Origin of the sequence: Polaribacter sp. Hel1_85 (genome assembly GCF_000766795.1) — a bacterium.
In the GTDB taxonomy this organism is placed as follows: domain Bacteria; phylum Bacteroidota; class Bacteroidia; order Flavobacteriales; family Flavobacteriaceae; genus Polaribacter.
On sequence record NZ_JPDS01000003.1, the window covers coordinates 66369 to 86363 of the forward strand.

17 protein-coding genes are annotated in these 19995 nt (G+C 30.5%); 10 read left to right on the forward strand and 7 right to left on the reverse strand.

Annotation, left to right across the window (positions count from 1 at the left end):
- Nucleotides 1–16 precede the first annotated feature (16 nt).
- The 5 genes from arsM to PHEL85_RS14030 all read left to right on the forward strand — a co-directional run bounded on the left by arsM (nucleotide 17) and on the right by PHEL85_RS14030 (nucleotide 3906).
- Entirely contained in the window at nucleotides 17–985 is a 969-nt protein-coding gene (gene arsM, locus PHEL85_RS14010; RefSeq protein WP_036826593.1) for an arsenosugar biosynthesis arsenite methyltransferase ArsM, read from the forward strand.
- Between the two features lie 136 nt (nucleotides 986–1121).
- Complete coding sequence (locus tag PHEL85_RS14015) at nucleotides 1122–1607, forward strand: rhodanese-like domain-containing protein (protein WP_036827875.1); 486 nt, start codon at nucleotides 1122–1124, stop codon at nucleotides 1605–1607.
- Between the two features lie 136 nt (nucleotides 1608–1743).
- Nucleotides 1744–2355 (forward strand): TIGR04282 family arsenosugar biosynthesis glycosyltransferase, encoded by a 612-nt coding sequence (locus PHEL85_RS14020; RefSeq protein ID WP_036826596.1) that lies wholly within the window; start codon nucleotides 1744–1746, stop codon nucleotides 2353–2355.
- A 6-nt stretch (nucleotides 2356–2361) separates the two neighbouring features.
- Complete coding sequence (locus PHEL85_RS17435) at nucleotides 2362–3063, forward strand: DM13 domain-containing protein (protein WP_081965158.1); 702 nt, start codon at nucleotides 2362–2364, stop codon at nucleotides 3061–3063.
- A gap of 27 nt (nucleotides 3064–3090) precedes the next feature.
- Nucleotides 3091–3906: a purine-nucleoside phosphorylase gene (locus PHEL85_RS14030; RefSeq protein WP_036826598.1), complete on the forward strand. Its 816-nt coding sequence runs from the start codon at nucleotides 3091–3093 to the stop codon at nucleotides 3904–3906.
- 186 nt (nucleotides 3907–4092) lie between these two features.
- Here PHEL85_RS14030 and PHEL85_RS14035 read toward each other — a convergent pair whose 3' ends face one another.
- Nucleotides 4093–5064, reverse strand: a complete 972-nt coding sequence (locus tag PHEL85_RS14035; RefSeq protein WP_036826600.1) for an IS110 family transposase — start codon at nucleotides 5062–5064, stop codon at nucleotides 4093–4095.
- Between the two features lie 576 nt (nucleotides 5065–5640).
- On the opposite strand from PHEL85_RS14035, the gene PHEL85_RS14040 reads away from it, so the two are divergent.
- Complete coding sequence (locus tag PHEL85_RS14040; protein WP_036826602.1) at nucleotides 5641–9093, forward strand: pyruvate carboxylase; 3453 nt, start codon at nucleotides 5641–5643, stop codon at nucleotides 9091–9093.
- A 261-nt stretch (nucleotides 9094–9354) separates the two neighbouring features.
- On the opposite strand, the gene PHEL85_RS14045 is transcribed toward PHEL85_RS14040, so the two are convergent.
- From PHEL85_RS14045 to PHEL85_RS14070, 6 genes are all read right to left on the reverse strand, one after another.
- A complete protein-coding gene (locus tag PHEL85_RS14045; protein ID WP_036826605.1) occupies nucleotides 9355–10086 on the reverse strand; it encodes a metallophosphoesterase family protein in 732 nt (243 codons plus the stop codon).
- Nucleotides 10087–10154: 68 nt separating this feature from the next.
- Nucleotides 10155–11429, reverse strand: coding sequence for a POTRA domain-containing protein (locus PHEL85_RS14050; RefSeq protein ID WP_052108643.1), 1275 nt, complete (start codon nucleotides 11427–11429; stop codon nucleotides 10155–10157).
- The gene (locus PHEL85_RS14055) at nucleotides 11429–12835 is read right to left on the reverse strand and encodes a hypothetical protein (protein WP_036826608.1); all 1407 of its coding nucleotides are present in this window, start codon (nucleotides 12833–12835) and stop codon (nucleotides 11429–11431) included. The genes PHEL85_RS14050 and PHEL85_RS14055 overlap by 1 nt, the downstream gene beginning before the upstream one ends.
- An 8-nt stretch (nucleotides 12836–12843) precedes the next feature.
- Entirely contained in the window at nucleotides 12844–13677 is an 834-nt protein-coding gene (locus tag PHEL85_RS14060) for a universal stress protein (RefSeq protein WP_036826611.1), read from the reverse strand.
- A gap of 81 nt (nucleotides 13678–13758) precedes the next feature.
- Nucleotides 13759–14763 (reverse strand): glycoside hydrolase family 113, encoded by a 1005-nt coding sequence (locus PHEL85_RS14065; RefSeq protein WP_036826614.1) that lies wholly within the window; start codon nucleotides 14761–14763, stop codon nucleotides 13759–13761.
- A gap of 24 nt (nucleotides 14764–14787) precedes the next feature.
- On the reverse strand, nucleotides 14788–15660 hold the full coding sequence (locus PHEL85_RS14070) for a hypothetical protein (RefSeq protein WP_036826617.1): 873 nt from the start codon (nucleotides 15658–15660) through the stop codon (nucleotides 14788–14790).
- Between the two features lie 159 nt (nucleotides 15661–15819).
- Here PHEL85_RS14070 and PHEL85_RS14075 point away from each other — a divergent pair, with 159 nt between their 5' ends.
- From PHEL85_RS14075 to PHEL85_RS14090, 4 genes are read left to right on the forward strand one after another with little or no spacing between them, the layout of a single operon-like run.
- On the forward strand, nucleotides 15820–17169 hold the full coding sequence (locus PHEL85_RS14075; protein ID WP_036826619.1) for an NAD(P)/FAD-dependent oxidoreductase: 1350 nt from the start codon (nucleotides 15820–15822) through the stop codon (nucleotides 17167–17169).
- A 3-nt stretch (nucleotides 17170–17172) separates the two neighbouring features.
- Complete coding sequence (locus tag PHEL85_RS14080) at nucleotides 17173–18795, forward strand: 4Fe-4S binding protein (protein ID WP_036826622.1); 1623 nt, start codon at nucleotides 17173–17175, stop codon at nucleotides 18793–18795.
- Nucleotides 18795–19277, forward strand: coding sequence for a toxin-antitoxin system YwqK family antitoxin (locus PHEL85_RS14085; protein ID WP_036826624.1), 483 nt, complete (start codon nucleotides 18795–18797; stop codon nucleotides 19275–19277). Before PHEL85_RS14080 ends, PHEL85_RS14085 begins: the two co-directional genes overlap by 1 nt.
- Nucleotides 19277–19969, forward strand: coding sequence for a glycosyltransferase family 2 protein (locus tag PHEL85_RS14090; RefSeq protein ID WP_200882365.1), 693 nt, complete (start codon nucleotides 19277–19279; stop codon nucleotides 19967–19969). The genes PHEL85_RS14085 and PHEL85_RS14090 overlap by 1 nt, the downstream gene beginning before the upstream one ends.
- Nucleotides 19970–19995: the final 26 nt, after the last annotated feature.

The window sequence follows — 19995 nt, forward strand, 5'->3', positions numbered from 1 at the left end:
GCAAAAAATAAAATATATGAGTTATTTAGAAACTACACATAATGTATATAAAGAAGCAGCTTTAACACCAGATGTTGGTTTGTGCTGTACTACAAATCCTATTTGGGAATTACCAGGTCTTAAGATCCCAAGAATTATGCAAGAAATGAACTACGGTTGTGGTTCTACAGTGCATGCTAGAGATTTAACCAACAACCCAAAAATGTTGTATGTGGGTGTTGGAGGTGGAATGGAATTATTGCAATTTGCTTATTTCAACAGAAATAAAGGTGGAGTAATTGGTTTAGATGTTGTTGATGAAATGCTAGAAGCTTCTCGCAAAAATTTCAAAATAGCTGAGGAACAAAATGATTGGTTTAAATCTGATTTTGTAGATTTACGAAAAGGTGATGCTATGGATTTACCTGTAGAAAGTAATTCTATTGATGTTGCTGCTCAAAACTGTTTGTTCAATATTTTTAAGTCAGATGATTTAAAGAAGGCTATTGCAGAAATGTACAGAGTTTTAAAACCACATGGACGTTTGGTAATGAGTGACCCTACTTGTGAGCAACCTATGAATGATGAATTACGTAATGACGAACGTTTACGAGCTTTATGTTTAAGTGGTAGTTTATCGATTGCAGATTATGTAAAAGCGTTAACAGATGCTGGTTTTGGAACGATTGAAATTAGAGCTAGAAAACCGTACAGAATTTTAGATCCAAAGAATTATCCAACAGACGAATTAATTTATATAGAATCTATTGAAGTTGCTGCAATTAAAGATCCAATGCCTGCAGATGGACCTTGTATTTTTACTGGAAGAGCTGCTATTTATTTTGGTGATGAAGATTATTTTGATGACAATGCGGGTCATGTTTTATTAAAAAACCAACCTTTAGCAATTTGTGATAAAACAACTGCGCAATTAAAAGCTTTGGGTAGAGATGATATTTATTTTTCAGAATCTACTTTTCATTATGATGGTGGTGGGTGTTGTTAAGTCGTTTTTAGTTAATGGTTGTTAGTTGATAGTTTGTCATTTTGAGTGAAATGAAATGGAGTCGAAAAATCTATAATCAAATAGTTAAATAGATTTCTCCACAAGGTCGAAATGACAATCTAAAATTTAAATGAGTATGAAAAAAATTCTTATCCTTTTTCTTTTAATTTCATCCGTTTCTTTTGGGCAAAAGAAATTAGATAAATTACTGAACAAATTCAACAAGAATAATGTTCCTTATATTTCTGTAGATTCTTTGGCGACTACAAATGCAATTTTGTTAGATGCAAGAGAAACCAAAGAATATAAAGTAAGTCATTTAAACAATGCCATTTGTGTGGGTTATGATTATTTTGATGTTACTAAAACTTTAGAAAAACTCCCGAAAGACAAAAACGCAAAAATTGTAGTGTATTGTTCTTTAGGAATTCGATCAGAAATTGTGGCCGATAAATTGATAAAAGAAGGATATACCAATGTGTATAATTTATACGGAGGAATTTTTGAGTGGAAAAACAATAACTACTCTATCATTGATACTTTAGGAAACAAAACTGAAAAAGTCCATACTTTTAATAAAGATTGGAGCAAGTGGTTGAAGAAAGGAAAGAAAGTATATTGAAAAAAGTAAGCAGTCTCAGTTTTCAGTTATCATTGTTGTGATAAAAAATAAATCCAATGTCATTTCGACCTTGTGGAGAAATCTAACTAAAACCTAGATTTCTCCACAAGGTCGAAATGACAAATAAAAATATATTTTGAAAAAAAACTTACTATTAATCTTCACAAGAAACCCTGAATTAAGAAAAGTAAAAACACGTTTGGCAAAAACTGTTGGAGAAGAAACAGCTTTAGAAATTTACACCTTTCTACTTCAAAAAACATGTAACATTGCATCCAGAGTAAACGCTGACAAGGCTGTTTATTATTCTGTAAAAATTCGTGAGAATGATATTTGGGATGCCAACGTCTTTCAAAAACACCAACAAGTTGGACAAGATTTAGGCATTAGAATGTTAAATGCTTTTAAAAATGGTTTTACAGCCGGTTATGAAAAAGTGCTAATAATTGGTAGTGATTTGTACGATTTAACATCAGAAAATATCGAAAATGCTTTTCTTCAATTAGACACCAATGATGTGGTTTTAGGTCCTGCAGTAGATGGTGGTTATTATCTTTTAGGTATGAATACTTTACAAGAAAAGGTGTTCAAAAATAAAAATTGGGGCACAGAAACGGTTCGGAAAGACACTTTAAATGATTTAAAAGATAAAAAAGTGAAATTATTAGCATTTAAAAACGACATAGATGTATATGAGGATCTATTAGACATCCCAGAAATAATGTCAACGTTCATCAACCAAAAATAATTAACCATGAAAAAACTACTACTTTTTATATTTCTTACTTTTTCTATCATTCAATTGAATGGGCAATGTTCTGAGGATTTAAGTGGATTTGGAAACAACCCAGACAATGCATCTTACAATATTACCGGCGATGTTTCTATTACTTTAAATACGAATACTACAGTTACTTTAAATTTAGAAAATAATTTTAGCACAACTGCAGGACCAGATGTAAGAGCCTATTTAGTAGCATCTAATGGAATTTCAGATGCTGTTTTAGCAACCACATTAATTGCAGATCTAAATTATATTGAGTTTGGCTTAACGCAAGCTAGTGGAGAACAAACTTTAACGACTACGATTCCTAATGAACAAGATATTACAGAATTTGACAAAGTCTTTTTCTATTGCTTAGAGTTCAATCATTTTTGGGATTTAGGTACTTTCACTAATTTTACTTCAAGTAATTGTGCTGTTTTAGATGTTGATAATTTAAATACTGATAAAATTACTTTCTATCCAAATCCTGCAAAAAACAAAATTCATATTTCAAATATTGATGGGTTTTCTTCTGAAATTCGTATTTTTAATGTTTTAGGAAAACAAGTTTTTCATCAGAAAAATATCACAGAAAAAACAATAGATATTTCAGCTTTTAATAAAGGAGTTTATTTAGTAAAAATAGATGTTGATGAAAAATCGAAAACACAAAAATTAGTTATTCAGTAATTAGATACTGAAATAAAATCAGCATAAATGAAACAACAGCAATTAACAGAAACGATCGATTTTTTAAAATCAAACGGAATTACAAATCCTGAAATTGGTATCGTTTTAGGAACAGGATTAGGCAAACTAGTCGATGAAATTTCCATTGAAAAAGAAATTGCCTATTCAGAAATCCCTAATTTCCCTGTTGCCACGGTAGAGTTTCATTCTGGTAAATTAATTTACGGAATATTAGCTGGCAAAAAAGTTTTGGTAATGGCAGGTCGTTTTCATTTATATGAAGGCTACAATGCTTGGGAAGTTACTTACGGAATTAGAACAATGCATGGTTTAGGCATTAAAAATTTATTAATTTCTAATGCTGCAGGTGCCATTAATTTAGCTTACAAAAAAGGTGATTTAATGCTGATTGAAGACCACATTAATTTACAAGGAAGTTCTCCTTTAGCTTTTAAAGGAGCAAACAAATTTGGTAATATTTTTGCAGATCTGTTAGAACCGTATTCTAAAGAATTAAACACTAAAATTAGTGCTATTGCAAATCAAGAAAACATTTTATTACACAAAGGGGTGTATGCAAGTGTTTTAGGACCTCAACTAGAAACCAGAGCAGAATATAGAATGCTGCAAATTTTAGAAACCGATGCTGTAGGTATGAGTACTGTGCCAGAAGTGATTGTTGCCAAACAACTCAACTTGCCTTGTGCTGCTATTTCTGTGTTAACGGATGAATGCGACCCTAAAAACTTACATCCTGTAGACATTGCAGAAATTATTGCTATTGCTGGTAAAGCAGAGCCAAAAATGATTGCTTTGTTTAAAGGAGTGATTGAGGTATTGTAAAAAACTAACAACGTCAGTTTGTTTCTGCTTGTCATTGCGAACGCAGTAAAGCAATCTTTTTGTTTATAAATGTCATTGCTAATGAAATGAAACAAGCTGTTTATGAGTAGTTACAATTTTATGAGATTGCTTCGTAAACTCGCAATGATCTGTGTTAAAAAACTATTATTTTTAGTTATTTTTTTTTTAATTTATGCAATATAAACTTTGATGGTTTTCATTGTAATATTTTTTGTTTTTTGCGATAGCAAAAATCTGTTTTATTAACTTATTTGCTATTGCGATTTTAATAACTCTCTCGGGTTTTCCTTTTTCTTTTAGTCTCTTATACATTTCCATACACGTTTTATTCACTCTTTTTGCAGACCAAGAACACAAGTATAATAACTTTCTAATTTGTGGTTTTCCCATTTTACAAATATGTCCCTTTCCCTTTACACTTGTTCCTGATTGATATAATCTTGGGCTAAAACCTACAAAAGCTGTGAGTTGTTTATAATTTTCAAATTTTGTAAAATTGTCTGTAATAACACTCATCATAATAGCCGTTTTCAGCCCGATCCCTGGAATTGTTTTTATTCTTTCGACCGTGTCTTTATAGGCTAATTTCCCTATTTGCTCTATCTTTTTCTCAAACTTATCTATGCGTCTTATTAATAATATTAGTACTTGTTTTAATTCTTTTCTAAGATCAGGACTCAACAAACCTGTTACTTCAAAGGATTCTAGTTGTCTTTTTGTTTGATGTTTTTGTTTTTTTAGTAATTCTAAAGCTGTGTAAAGTTGTTTAATCTCTATACTAGGTTTACTCTCTGGGCACCATCTTTTTAACTCATATTGAGCACCATATTCGGCAATTGTCTTTGCGTCTTTTTTATCCGTTTTTGCTCTATATAATCTTGTTTGACTATATCTTCTAATTATCAATGGATTTAATACACATACATTAAAATTAGATGCATGTAAAAAAGTTGCTAACTGAACATAATAAGGACCACTAGCCTCCATTACAATCCAGTCTGATGTACCAATCAATTTAGTAAATTGCTCAAATCCTCTATTTTGATTTTTAAAAATTTTGTGTATCAATTTATCTTTTTCTAAATAAGAAACATCAAAGGTTTGCTTACTAATATCAATTCCTATAATTTTACTCATATCAAATGTTTTTATAGAAAAATTACTACATTTACTTATCAATCCTAAATACAGACTTAGACGTCTAATGATCTGTTCAAGTTTATGTAGTAAGAGGTAAAGTGATTAGCATTGCGAACGGTCTTTAATGACAAATGACGGACTATAATCTTTTCCTTTACCCTTACTTTTCTTGTTAAATATTAAATCTAATTTAAACTTTTTTAAAACAGATTATTATATTTTACAAACATAGGATGACAGGTTGCATTCGTCATTGTGAATGGAATGAAACAATCTGTTTGTTATTAGTTTCAATTTATAAAATTGCCACGTCCTTTGTCTTTGCAATGACAGTATACTACCATAATGATAAAAAAAACCAAATGTCATTTCGAAATGAGTGACCATAGGAATGATTGAGAAATCTCTAGGATTCTAGTGCTTATACATGAGATTCCTCGTCGTTCCTCTTAACAATGACGGAATCTATTTAACTTTCAAGAAAATAAATTTAAAAAACATTTACTACATCGATTTCGCTCACTATCTTTAGCAACAAAAATATTCCTAAACACTAAAAACACGTTTCATAAGATGAAAATTGAAAAAGTATTGGTTGCCAACAGAAGTGAAATTGCTATCAGAATTTTTAGAGCTTGTACAGAAATAAATGTGAAAACAGTAGGTGTTTACACCTTTGAAGACCGATATTCTTTACATAGATATAAAGCGGATGAATCTTATCAAATTGGCGAAGACAATGATCCTTTAAAACCGTATTTAAATATTGATGAAATTATTAAGGTTGCTTTAGAAAGTGGCGCAGATGCAATTCATCCTGGTTATGGTTTTTTATCTGAAAATGCGAACCTTGCTCAGAAATGCGAAGACAATGGTATTATTTTCATTGGACCAAAAGTATCTGTTTTAAAATCTTTAGGCGATAAAATTACAGCAAAAGAAGTTGCTGTTGCCAATAACATCCCTGTTATTAGAAGCAACGAAAAACCGTTAGAAAATATTGAAATCGCTTTAAGCGAAGCAGAAATAATCGGCTATCCAATTATGTTAAAAGCGGCTTCTGGTGGTGGTGGAAGAGGCATGCGAGTTATTCGAAAAGCCGAAGAATTAAAACGTGCTTTTAATGAAAGTAAACGAGAAGCTTTAAATGCTTTTGGAGATGATACTGTTTTTCTTGAAAAATTTGTAGAAAACCCAAAACATATCGAAATTCAAATCGTTGCCGATAATTACGGAAACACAGTGCACCTTTTTGAACGTGATTGCTCTGTGCAACGTCGTTATCAAAAAGTAATAGAATTTGCTCCTTCATACGATTTAAAACAAGAAACAAAAGACGCACTTTACAAATATGCCATTGCTATTTGTAAAGCGGTTGATTATAATAATATTGGAACCGTAGAATTTTTGGTTGATGATGATGGTGCTATCTATTTTATTGAAGTAAATCCAAGAATTCAAGTAGAGCACACCGTTACAGAAGTAGTAACGAATATTGACTTGGTAAAAACACAATTATTTATTGCGGGTGGATATCATTTGTCTGATCAACAAATAAAAATACCAAATCAAGCGTCTATAAAAGTAAATGGTTATGCTTTACAATGTAGAATTACCACAGAAGACCCGCAAAATGATTTTAAACCAGATTATGGAGAAATCTCAACGTACAGAAGTGCTTCTGGTTTTGGAATTCGATTAGATGCTGGAAGTGTGTATCAAGGTGCAATTATATCGCCTTTTTTTGATTCTATGTTGGTAAAAGTCACTGCAAATAGTAGAACTTTGGATGGCGCTTGTAGAAAAGTTCGTCGTGCTTTGGCAGAATTTAGAATTAGAGGTGTAAAAACAAACATGCTCTTTTTAGATAATATTTTACAGCACGAAACTTTTAGAAAAGGAGATGTTACTGTGAACTTTATCAAACAAAACCCTGATTTATTTATTTTTAAAGCACCAAGAAATAGAGCGACTAAATTGGTAACGTATTTAGGCGATGTAATTGTAAACGGAAATCCGGATGTTAAAAAAATTGATCCAACAAAAACATTTGTAAAACCAATTGTTCCTAAATTTGATATAAATGCTACACATCCAAAAGGAACTAAAGATTTATTAACAGCATTAGGTCCAGATAAGTTTTCGCAATGGTTAAAAAATGAAAAAAAAATTCATTTTACAGATACTACCATGCGTGATGCGCATCAGAGTTTATTAGCCACCAGAATGCGAACTTTTGATATGCTAAAAGTTGCTGAAGGCTATGCTAAAAACAATCCAGAAATCTTTAGTATGGAAGTTTGGGGAGGTGCTACTTTTGATGTGTGTATGCGATTCTTACAAGAAAACCCTTGGGAACGCTTGCAATTATTACGCAAAGCAATGCCAAATGTATTGCTACAAATGTTAATTAGAGGTTCCAACGGAGTTGGATACACAGCATATTCTGATAATTTAATTGAAAAATTTGTAGAGAAATCTTGGGAAAATGGTGTGGATCTTTTTAGAATTTTTGATTCTTTAAATTGGATGAAATCCATTGCACCTTGTATAGAATATGTGAGAACAAAAACGGATGGTTTAGCTGAAGGTTCTATTTGTTATACGGGTGATATTTTAAATCCAAAAAACACAAAATACAACCTTAAATACTACACAACTTTAGCAAAAGATATTGAAAATGCTGGTGCACATATTCTAGCAATTAAAGATATGGCTGGTTTATTAAAACCTTATGCCGCTTACGAATTGGTTTCTGCTTTAAAACAAGAAGTGAATATTCCTATTCATTTACATACACATGATACTGCATCCATACAATCTGCAACGTATTTAAAAGCAATTGAGGCTGGTGTTGATGTTGTAGATGTTGCATTGGGTGGTTTATCTGGATTAACATCACAACCTAATTTTAATTCGGTGGTAGAAATGATGAAATTCAACAATAGAGAAAGCAACTTAAATATTGATTCTTTAAACGAATATTCTAACTATTGGGAAACTGTTAGAGAATATTATTATCCTTTTGAATCTGGTTTAAAAGCTGGTTCTGGAGAAGTTTTTAAACATGAAATTCCTGGTGGACAATATTCTAATTTAAAACCTCAAGCACAAGCCTTAGGTTTGGAAGATCGTTTTCATGAAATCACTAAAATGTATGGTGATGTAAATCATCTTTTTGGAGACATCATAAAAGTAACTCCAAGTTCTAAAGTGGTTGGAGATATGGCACAATATTTAGTAAGCAACCATTTAACGGTGCAAGATGTTTTAGAACGTGGTGATACCATTTCTTTTCCTCAATCTGTAGTGAGTTTCTTTAGAGGAGATTTAGGGCAACCTGTTGGTGGTTTTCCAAAAGATTTGCAGAAATTAATTTTAAAAGATGAAAAACCTTTTACAGACAGACCCAATGCACATTTAGAACCTATCAATTTTGAAGAAGAATATAAAGAGTTTAGAAAAGTATTTGAAAATGGTTTAGGAAGGGCCATCAATTTTACAGATTTCTTATCCTATAAATTATATCCAAAAGTATTTTTAGATGCCTTTAACAAACATTTAAAATATGATAGTTTAATCAATTTACCAACTAAAAACTTCTTCTACGGAATGGAAAGAGGAGAAGAAATAATCATCGAATTAGAAAAAGGAAAAACACTTTTAATTACGTTAGATTCTGTTGGAAAACCAAATGAAGATGGCATGGTAACCGTTTATTTTAAAGTAAACGGACAAGGTAGATCTGTACAAATAAAAGACGCATCTATAAAAATTGATAAAGTTGAACACCTCAAAGCAGATAAAAATAACGTGAAAGAAATTGGTGCACCTTTACAAGGAATGTTGTCTACTATTTTAGTTAAAAAAGGGGATCAAGTAAATAAAAATCAACCTTTATTTATTATAGAAGCCATGAAAATGGAAACTACGATTACTGCCATAGAAGCGACAACCATCAAAAAAATCAATTTAAAAGCTGGAATCATGGTAAATGCTGATGATTTAATTTTGACTGTAGAATAATGGGATAAAAAACCGGTTTTTTGAGGTACAAAACCAAATTGTCATTACGAGGACGTTAGGACGAAGTAATCTGTTATTTATAGTTACAAATCTTGAGATTGCTTCGTAAACTCGCAATGACGAAATATACCAAAATGTCATTTCGAAATGAGTGAAGTATGAACGATTGAGAAATCTTAATAATTCTAGTTCTTAAGCATGAGATTCCTCGTCGTAAACTCGCTCGGAATGACAGTGTGCATTCGTCATTGCGAAATGTATTTACTTATTTCTCCCTATTTCATTTGGATACAAAGAAGGCAAATTATCACTTTGAAAATACGCTTTTGTATCAATATTCATTCCAGTAACCTTTCCTTTAAAAGCAGCACCAGTATCAATATTCCAAACACTTTCTATGTTTATTGGTGAAGATTCATCGTAATTGGTTGTTGGTGTATGCCCAATGTAAATTTCTTTATAATGCTGTAATCTTTTTGGATACAAAATAGAATCTCTTGGAATACTTCTATCCATTACTAATAACATTTCCCACAAAGATCTATCCGTATAAAAATATTCTTGATGTTTCTCCTTTTCTACACCATGTAAAGAAGTAAAACCTGCATGTAAGAATAATCTATTTTTAGCATCTAAATGATATAAGGGTAAGTTTTCGAAAAAGGTAAGATGTAGTTTTTTTTCTTCCTCAGAAAAACTCTCATAACTTTCCATCGTTTCTTTACCTCCATGAATGTACCAAGAAGGATTTACATCATTTGTGTCTTTTAACCAGTTTTCACACCAAACATCATGATTTCCTTTGATGAAAACACAATCGAATTTCTGAGAAAACTCGATTAAAAACTGAACAACTTGTGCAGATTCACTCCAACCATCTACATAGTCTCCCATGAAAATAATTTTATCTCCTTCTTTAATTTCTAGTTGATTTAAAACTTGAATTAAAGCTTTTAAGCCTCCATGAATATCACCAATTGCAAAAGTTCTCATCTATTTTTTATTTTCTGCAAAACTAAAAGATTCTTTTAAAAAGAAAAGAAATCAATATTAAATTAACTTTAAAAATATTGCCCAATACCAAAGACCAATCCACCTTTAGAGTTCTCACTATTTCTAGAAACTTTAAATCCGTAATCGATTCTAAAAGTAGCATTGTATATTTTTTTACTGATAAAACGCAGACCAACCCCAGAATAGACTCTTAAATTTTTAGGTTCAATAAAGTCTTTTAATTCTCCTCCAGGATTACGCCAAGTACCAAAATCAGTAAAAACATTGGTTTGAACTGCAAACCATTTTTTGTCATAAACAGTGTGTCTGTATTCTGTATTCCAAACAATACTTCCTGTACCTCTATCTACTAGAATACCAACACCTCGTAAATTAACGTTGTTATCTAATGCAAAAGGTGCAAAAGGAGAATTTTGATTTGAAGACAAACCTACACGTACTCTATTTGCCCAATTCCCTTTATCTCCATGTCTTTTGTAGTAAAAAACATCATTCCAAGCAATAAAGAAATTTTCTTGAAATTTATTATTGGCAGTTACAAATTGAGTCTGTAATACATTTCTAAATCCGCTTAAATACTGATAATGATGTTCTAAATTATTATGTGTGTAAATAAATTTATAAAGTACTTTATTTAGATCTAGTTTTTGTGGAACTTCTGGTGCAGTTGCACCTGATAAATATTGGTATTTCTCATTAAAAAAAGTTACCCCAAATTGAAGTCCGTTTTTTAAATTAATTCTATGCAAGCCTAATACTTCATAGGAAACATTATTATATAAATAATTGGCAGTTTCATTACCAAAATACAGTGGTTCTTCACTTTTCCAGTTTTTAAAATTCAACCCTAAACCCCATTTTTTAGAGAACAAAAAAGGAGCTCTAAAATTTAGTGCATACGAATCGAAACCATTATTTTGATAGAAACCACCCAAGGTGATATGTTTTCCAAATAGATTGTATTCATACAATCCTATTTTATAAGAAAACAGTTTATTGGTGGTGGTCCAAATATTAATATTCGGAATCAAGGTTCCATTTTCTTCTACATGAAATAAAACAATAAGTGTATTATCTTCTCTTGCTTCAACTTTAAAATAGGCATTACTTATAGCTGGTAACCTTTTGAGCCTTGTTACATCTTTTTGTAAAGAAATAGAGTCTAAAACTTTCCCTTTTTTAGTTCTTAACAATTGCTTTAAGAATACTGTATTTGTTTTTTTAGCTCCTTTAATTTTAACTTCATCTATTGTTTCTTCTTGCGAAAACAGAAGAGATGAAAATGATAAAAAAAGAAAAATGAGAATGTTTTTAAATGCCACTACTCCGCTATAAATGATTGTTGAATGATCAAATTTACCCAATTATCAGAACTTAATCCCATTAAGGTGAAATTATATTCATCATCAAAAATTAATTCTGGTGGTGTTTCTGTATTAATGTTTGAAGTTGTATTGGAAAGGTCATAATACTGAAACGTTTTATCTGTTGTAAAAGTCCCTGATAAAAAACTGCTTTCACTATCTGTAAATACTTGAAGGTATCTAACAGAATCATCATAAGTTCCGTCTATCCAAGTAAATTTTGGTTGTAATCTTTCAGAAGAATCTATAGTAACATTTTCGTCGGTTAACCATTCTGTTGGTTTTTCATCAATATTAATTTTTATTGGATTTGATTTGTACAAAATATCTCCAATAACATAGGTTATAATACTCCAACACTCTTCAGTATCTGTTCTAGAATACCTTCTAAACTTAGCTCCCAAAACAGCTCCATCGGTTAAAGTTTTTCTTCGATATTCAGAAAAATCTGTTTCATCTACAGAAGTTCCTACTGTTTCATAATACCTCATATCTGAAGCACCAACTAATGGATAATAATAAATATAACTTAAACTAGATGATCCACTTGCGCTTGCAGCAAAAGCAGTTGCAACCTCAACAGTTTTTGTTGCGTTTACCTCTAAATATTCTTCTAAATTTCTTGGTATAAATGTTTCTTCAATTACTGTATTAACCCAATTATCTTCACTAACAGCCATCATTGTAAAAAGATATTCAGTATCTTCTACCAAATCTTCTGGAGTTTCATCTACATTAATGTCTAGAACAACATTTGTATTATCAAGATATTTAAAAAAAGTATCATTAGTATATGTCCCTGAAAGAAATGTTTCATCTTCACTTTCTGAAATTACTTCAAAATAAATTTCATTGTCTTCTCCAAAATCAGACCATGTAAATTGTGGCATTACTGTTTCTGGAAACTCAATAGTTACTTCATCCGTCCAAGTTGTAGGTTCATTTACGTTTTTTAAACGAATTGGATTTGATTTATGCAACTCTCCATTTAATTTATAGGTAACCAAACACCAGTTTTCTTCAGTATTTGATCTTTCAAACCTTTGTAGCTTTCCTCCAAAAACATCTGTAACAGTTAATATTTGTCTTCTATATTTAGAGAAATCTGTTTCATCTACATCTAAACTATCTGCTTCATAATATCTAATATCTGTTGCTCCTTCTTCTGGATAATAAAAAACATAAGATAAGCTGGTACTTCCTTCAGCACTTGCTGCACAAGCGATAACTTCTCCAAAATCTTTTGTTGACGAGGAATCTATATACTCTTGTAAATTTCTTGGAACTGTAACATCATTATCTTCTGTACAAGAAAAGAAAAAAAGAGAAACAAAAAGAGCTATCAAATAATTTTTAAAAGTCATGTATTATTTTACATTTTTAAAGTCATAATTGGCAAGGTAGAATGATTTGTTAAATCTTCTGCAATACTACCTGCAAAAATATGAGATAATCCTTTTCTACCATGTGTAATTACAGAAATTAAATCTGCACCAACAGCATTAGAGAAATTTAGGATTCCTTTTTCAATAGATCTATCACAAACATAATTTACATTAATCAATCTATGAGAGTCTCCTTCTGCTTTCATTAAAAAATTATTTGCCATGGTTTCCATTTCTGAAGTTGTTTTAAAATCTTCATTAGGCAAGTTTACATATAAAATATGCTTTTGAGCATTTAAAAAATCCAGTGAATTTATCATTTTTTTAAATGCAGGAATACTTTCATCAGAAAAATCTGTTGCAAGTACAATATCTTCAAAATCTACATTTACCATTTCATTTTTAATCACTAAAACCGGTAAACTTGAATATCTAACCACTTTTTCTGTATTAGATCCTACAAAGAATTCTTTTAAACCACTTACCCCATGAGAACCCATAATAATTAAATCGGCATTTACTTCTTCGGCAATTGCATTTACTTCACTAAAAACTTTAAAGTGTTTTATAACAGGTACTATCTTTATGCCTTCTAAATAATCTTTTACCAAAAAATCTTTAAATTTTTGTTCTGCTAATTTTAAAAAAAACATTGCTTTTTCTTGCTGATTTATTTCACTTTCAGTTAAAGACACCTCTTGTATATCTAGCATATGCAAAGCATAAACAGTTGCATTGTGTTTATGAGCCAATAAAGCTGCAGTTTTTAATGCATATTCTGAATGTTTAGAAAAATCTATTGGAACAATTATTTTATTCATTTTGATGATTTAATTGGTTATAACGCAAATTTAAGCCCTAATTTCAAAAATATATAGGACATTCGTCATATTTTTTGATTTCTATTTTTGTTGATATAATTTTCGAAGCACTTCTTCTGCTGGTTTATTTTGTACTGTAAACATATGGTTTTTTTCGCCTCCAACTTTATCGTGAACATGAAACCATTTCCACAGAAAACCACCGGCAAACCAATCTTCTTTCCAAAATTGATTGTGTATTGCGTGCAATCCATTTACTTGAGCTTGTAAATTAACTTCGCCTAAATCTCTATCATATTTCCAAGGCTCTTTGCCTGTAAAATCTACACTTCTGTAACCAAATTCTGTAAATAAAACTGGTTTCTTAAATTGTTTTTGAACTCTTGAAATTTCTTTTTTATGTGTTTGCCAACCTAATTCTAATTCTTCAATTGTAGGTGATTTTTTATCACTTAAAGGAAAATATGCATCAATACCAATGTAATCTATTTCTTTCCAAAAAGCGACTCGTTTAAATTCATCCCAATTTGCTGCGTATGTTAATTTTCCTTTATAAATTTTTCTAATTTCTGAAATTAATTTTTGCCAATATTGTGGTCTGTTTACAACGAATTTTTCTAACTCAGTGCCAATACATAAAATATCTGCTTTTAAATCTTGTGCTGCTTTTGCATAGGTTAAAATAAACTCTGAATAAGTGTTTTCTAGTATTGTCCATTTTTCTTCAGAATCCATTTCAATAAAGCCTGTATATTCTCCTTTCCAAACCCAAATCTGAGGTTTTACCATAATTTTGACTTGTTCGTTCTGAAAAAGTTTTGCGTATTGTAACAACCCTTTTTTAGTTTCTCCAAACCATTGTCTGTTGGTATTATGAATTATTTTTGGTGATGATAATTCTCTTATAAAACCAAAAGGCATCAATGCAACATAATTGCCTTGTGCCTTTATTACCGGAGAAATATGTTTTGTATTAATCGTATCTCTAGAAGCCACAAAACTAATTCCGTTTATTTTTTTATGTTGACTATTGCATGATAATTGAATTATAATCAGCAATAAAAAAAGGAGCTTATTTGTTTTCATAAATCTCCTAAAAATAGTTTTTTATTAAAACAATGCTCTTAAACCAATGTTAAAACTTTGTCCAAGCCCAGTATCACTACCTCTAACAAACTTACTATACAATACTTCTAAGTTAAGAGTTGGGTTTAATTGGTATTTACCTCCAAAACCTAAAGATGTAAAATCTTGAGAAAAATCTCCAAATCTTTGATAATGTTGTAAAAAACCTAATATCGTAGATTTATCACTTGGAAAATAACTCATAAAAACACCAGGAGCAAGTACAAAGGTTTTGTTTGCAAAACTTGCCTCTTCACCAAAATTGTATTCTGTATTTAACTCTGTAAACAATTGCCAGTCTCCACTAGGAAAAGTATGATCAAAGAAAAATCTATTTTGAAAAGTATAGGCTGTTTGATCTAAATAAACCTCATTAACATCTTCTTCTTCTGAGATAACTGGAATGTGAAATGCAGATTGAATAGAGAAATTACCAATACTTTCTATTGGTTGCCATTTTAAAGCTGGCGCAAAAGAAGACAATCCGTTTCTAGAATTTACATCATCTTTAAAACCAAATACCGATGTTGCACTTTTTCCTCCATTTGTATTAGATCTATATTCTAATAACAAACCAACATTTAACCTATTGTTATCTGAAATTCCGGTAAAGATATCTAAAGTAGATGTAAAATAATTTTCTCTAGCTTTGTCTGCTTTTACACCATTATATCTTCCTTTCGTTTCGCTATATAAATTATTAAAAAACTTAATATCCCATTGCCCTTTATCTAATAATTTTGAAGGTGTATATGTTTGTATATTACTTTTATCAACTTTCACTTCTTCTTGTCCATAAGAATATAGACTGATAATCAATATAAAAGCAAATAGAATTCTAGATAGATTTTGTTTCATTTTATTAGGTTCAATTAATTTTAATATAACCTAAGTCTATACATTTTACTACAACTTACAAAAATTTACAAGAATCATTATTTAAAACAATTCTAAATTAAAGTTTGCGTTTAAGTTCTTAACTTTATCTTCGACATAATTTGCAACAATCAATCAACTATGGACCATATTGTAATAATTGGTAATGGAATTTCTGGAGTTACTGCTGCAAGGCATATTAGAAAAAACTCTGACAAGAAAATAACAATAGTTTCAGCAGAAAATAAATACTTTTTCTCAAGAACTGCACTCATGTACGTTTACATGGGCCATCTAAAATTTAGTCATACACAACCTTATGAAGATTGGTTTTGGGAGAAAAACAGCATAGATTTAAAACAAGGTTTTGTAGGCAATATAAATACAAAAGAAAAAGTTTTAAATTTTTCTAATGGAGAAAACCTTACGTACGATCAATTAATCATAGCCACAGGATCTAAACCAAATAAGTTTGGTTGGCCTGGGCAAGATTTAGATGGCGTTATGGGAATGTACCATAAACAAGATTTAGAAAAATTAGAAAAATATGCACCCAATAATGACATTTGTAAAAGGGCTGTTATTGTTGGTGGTGGATTAATAGGAATTGAATTGGCAGAAATGTTAAGGAGCAGAAAAATTCCTGTTACTTTTTTAGTGCGTGAAGCAAGTTTTTGGAACGGAGTTTTACCTGCACAAGAATCTGCAATGATTAATGAACACATTAAAGAACATCATATCGACTTACGTTTAAGTACAAATTTAAAAGAAATTAAAGCTGATGAAAACGGACGTGTAAAATCAGTAATAATTGAAGAAACAGGTGAAGAAATCTATTGTGATGTTGTTGGCTTAACTGCTGGTGTAACTCCGAATATTAATTTTCTAAAAGAATCTGGAATAGCATTAGGGCGTGGCGTAAAAGTAAATCGTTTTTTAGAAACAAATATAAAAGATATCTATGCAATTGGAGATTGTGCAGAACAACATGAAGCCATTGGCCAACGCAGAAACATTGAAGCTGTTTGGTATACCGGTAGAATGATGGGAGAAACTGTAGCACAAACTATTTGCAATCATAAAACAGCATACAAACCAGGACATTGGTTTAATTCTGCCAAGTTTTTAGACATCGAATATCAGACCTATGGTTGGGTTTTTAGTGAAAGAGGAAAAAAAGAAAATGAAGCATATTTTCAATGGAGACACCCAAAAGATAATAAATGTATTACCATTTCTTTTGATAAAAACTCAAACAAATTCTTGGGTATAAATACCTTTGGAATTAGAATGCGTCATGAAATTTTTGATAAATGGCTAACTGAAAATAAATCGATTGAACATGTTTTAGAATATTTAGCTGATGCCAATTTTGATCCAGAGTTTTACAAATTTCACGAGGCTGAAATTATTGCTAAATTCAATCAAGAAAATAACACTAATATTCAACGAAAAAAGAAAAGCTGGAAACGCATCTTTAGCAAAGCATAATATATGAAATTCATAAAACAAACAGGTTTAATTATATTTTTATTAGGATTATTTTTCTTTATAGGAACGATTTTTACAGGTTCTTTCCGATTAACTCAAACAGAATTAGACAATTTTATTCAAGAAAAAGGATATAAAAGTGATGTAATTAAATCGCAACTTACAAATGCAATTGTAACCGATAAAGACTTAAATATTTTTGAATTTTCAAGTCGTGTTAGAAATGCATATAACATGTCGAACAAACATTATGATAAGTTAATTGCTAAATATGATGCTGAAAAAAACTGGGACAAAAAAGCAGCACAATTTCAGTATAAAATATTTGGCAAACCTCATAGTTTAAGTTTTTCACTTGCTAAAAAAGCAGGCAAAGGACTTTTGGTTGAAAACACTGGACTTATGTGGTTTTTAACTTTTGGATTGGGAATTATTGGTGCACTGATGTTTATTATTCCTGATGTAATTTTATTAGGAAAACCAGGAATAAAAAATGATGGAATTTTTCTAAATGCAGCTACAAATCGTGGTTGGATTGGTTGGTTTGCCTTTATCTTTTTAGTTACTTTTTACATTCTCCTATATTTTTATCCAGATTTAATAGTAAACTGGGTGTATTTGGTAGATCCTATTAGCAAATCTATTAGTGGTAACCCTGCAAGTCAATGGTTTTTATATGGTTTTTTATACTGCGTTGTAATGGCTGTGATGGCTGTGAGAATGTATATAAAATACCGTCATAATAAATATCAAATTTTAAGAACTACTTCTGTTTTATTCTTTCAAATTGTTTTTGCTTTTTTAATTCCAGAGATTTTAGTACGCTTCGAAAAACCTTGGTATGACTTTAAAAATGCATTTCCTTTAGATTATGATTTTTTCTTTAAATGGAATTTAGACGAACTGCTTTCTAGTGGAGGTTTTGGTTTATTCATTTTAGTTTGGGGAGTAGTTTTAACAATTGTAGTTGTACCTGTAATGGTCTATTTCTTCGGAAAAAGATGGTATTGTTCTTGGGTTTGTGGTTGTGGAGGATTAGCAGAAACTTTAGGAGATCCTTACAGACAACTTTCAAGTAAAACCTTACTTTCTTGGAGAGTAGAACGCATTGTAATTCACGCTGTACTTGTTTTTGTTTTAGTGATGACAGGTTTTGCTCTATATACATTCTTTTCTGGTGCTGATCAAGCTTTAGGAATTAAGACACAAACAATTCAAGATATTTATGGGTTTTTAATAGGATCTATTTTTGCAGGTGTAATTGGTACTGGCTTCTACCCTATTTTTGGTAACAGAGTTTGGTGCCGTTTTGGTTGTCCTTTAGCAGCTTATTTAGGTTTTATACAACGTTTTAAATCAAGATTTAGAATTACTACAAATGGAGGTCAGTGTATCTCTTGTGGAAATTGTTCTACATATTGTGAGCAAGGTATTGATGTTAGAGCTTACGCACAAAAAGGAGAAAATATTGTACGATCTAGTTGTGTTGGTTGTGGTGTTTGTTCTGCTGTTTGCCCAAGAGGAGTTTTAAAGTTAGAAAACGGACCAGAAGAAGGTAGAATTAATCCTACCGAAATTTTATTAGGAAATGATGTAGATTTAATGGATTTGGTAAACAAAAATTAATGTTTAAATACACTTTCTTCATTTTCTTTTTTCTTTTGATGAGTTTCTCATCCTTTTGCCAAAAAGAATATCATAAAGAATACTATAAAAACAAACAAATAAAAGAAGAAGGATGGCTTTTAGATGCTAAAAAAACAGCTTTTTGGAAGTTCTATTACAAAAATGGAAATCTAAAAAAAGAAGGCCATTTTTCAGACAATTTAGAAACGAATTATTGGTATTTTTACAACAACGATTCCTCCAAAAAAAAAGAGGGTCATTTTAAAAAAGGAACAAAATATAATTGGTGGTTATTTTATGATGATAAAGGTTTTATAAACCACAAATGTCAATTAAAAAACAATCAAAAAAATGGATATTGCTTAATATATAAAGAGGAAAAACTTATAAAAGCATCCAAATATAAAAAAGGTAAAAAAATAAAAGAATGGACAGACTTTTCATCCTTTAGAGTTGAAAACAGTCTCAATGATTTAAGATAATGGCCCCAATAATTAAAGTAATTATACCTGCTTATAACGAGCAAGATTCTATAACAAATGTAATTAACGATATTCCTAAAATCGTTGATGAAGTTATTGTAATTAGTAATAATTCTACTGATAATACAGAAATAAACGCAAAAAACGCTGGAGCAACAGTTCTTAAAGAACATCGTAAAGGCTATGGTTATGCATGTTTAAAAGGAATGGAATACATTTCTAATCAAAAAATAAAACCAGAAATTTTAGTTTTTTTAGATGGAGATTATTCTGATTACCCAGAACAATTAACAGAAATTGTTGCACCAATAATTCATAACAATATCGATTTTGTAATTGGTTCTCGTGTAAAAAAATTGAGAGAAAATGGTTCTATGACGCCCCAACAAATTTTTGGTAATTGGTTAGCAACATTTTTAATGAAGCTGTTTTTTGGAGCAAAATTTACAGATTTAGGTCCTTTTAGAGCTATTAAATACAATACATTACTGGCTTTAAATATGGAGGACAAAACGTATGGCTGGACTGTAGAGATGCAGTTAAAAGCTTTAAAACAAAAATTGAGTTACGTAGAAATTCCAGTGAAATACAGAAATAGAATTGGCGTTTCTAAGGTGTCAGGTACTGTAAAAGGAAGTATCTTTGCAGGTATAAAAATATTAGGTTGGATTTTTAAATACAGTTTTAAATAGTGGTTATAGAATACATCATCATTGTT

What these genes read in the sequence shown, in the direction of transcription:
- arsM (WP_036826593.1), top strand. Translation starts at nt 17, where the DNA reads ATGAGTTATTTAGAAACTACACATAATGTATATAAAGAAGCAGCTTTA.
- PHEL85_RS14015 (WP_036827875.1), top strand. Translation starts at nt 1,122, where the DNA reads ATGAAAAAAATTCTTATCCTTTTTCTTTTAATTTCATCCGTTTCTTTT.
- PHEL85_RS17435 (WP_081965158.1), top strand. Translation starts at nt 2,362, where the DNA reads ATGAAAAAACTACTACTTTTTATATTTCTTACTTTTTCTATCATTCAA.
- PHEL85_RS14030 (WP_036826598.1), top strand. Translation starts at nt 3,091, where the DNA reads ATGAAACAACAGCAATTAACAGAAACGATCGATTTTTTAAAATCAAAC.
- PHEL85_RS14035 (WP_036826600.1), bottom strand. Translation starts at nt 5,064, where the DNA reads ATGAGTAAAATTATAGGAATTGATATTAGTAAGCAAACCTTTGATGTT.
- PHEL85_RS14040 (WP_036826602.1), top strand. Translation starts at nt 5,641, where the DNA reads ATGAAAATTGAAAAAGTATTGGTTGCCAACAGAAGTGAAATTGCTATC.
- PHEL85_RS14045 (WP_036826605.1), bottom strand. Translation starts at nt 10,086, where the DNA reads ATGAGAACTTTTGCAATTGGTGATATTCATGGAGGCTTAAAAGCTTTA.
- PHEL85_RS14055 (WP_036826608.1), bottom strand. Translation starts at nt 12,835, where the DNA reads ATGACTTTTAAAAATTATTTGATAGCTCTTTTTGTTTCTCTTTTTTTC.
- PHEL85_RS14060 (WP_036826611.1), bottom strand. Translation starts at nt 13,677, where the DNA reads ATGAATAAAATAATTGTTCCAATAGATTTTTCTAAACATTCAGAATAT.
- PHEL85_RS14065 (WP_036826614.1), bottom strand. Translation starts at nt 14,763, where the DNA reads ATGAAAACAAATAAGCTCCTTTTTTTATTGCTGATTATAATTCAATTA.
- PHEL85_RS14070 (WP_036826617.1), bottom strand. Translation starts at nt 15,660, where the DNA reads ATGAAACAAAATCTATCTAGAATTCTATTTGCTTTTATATTGATTATC.
- PHEL85_RS14075 (WP_036826619.1), top strand. Translation starts at nt 15,820, where the DNA reads ATGGACCATATTGTAATAATTGGTAATGGAATTTCTGGAGTTACTGCT.
- PHEL85_RS14080 (WP_036826622.1), top strand. Translation starts at nt 17,173, where the DNA reads ATGAAATTCATAAAACAAACAGGTTTAATTATATTTTTATTAGGATTA.
- PHEL85_RS14085 (WP_036826624.1), top strand. Translation starts at nt 18,795, where the DNA reads ATGTTTAAATACACTTTCTTCATTTTCTTTTTTCTTTTGATGAGTTTC.
- PHEL85_RS14090 (WP_200882365.1), top strand. Translation starts at nt 19,277, where the DNA reads ATGGCCCCAATAATTAAAGTAATTATACCTGCTTATAACGAGCAAGAT.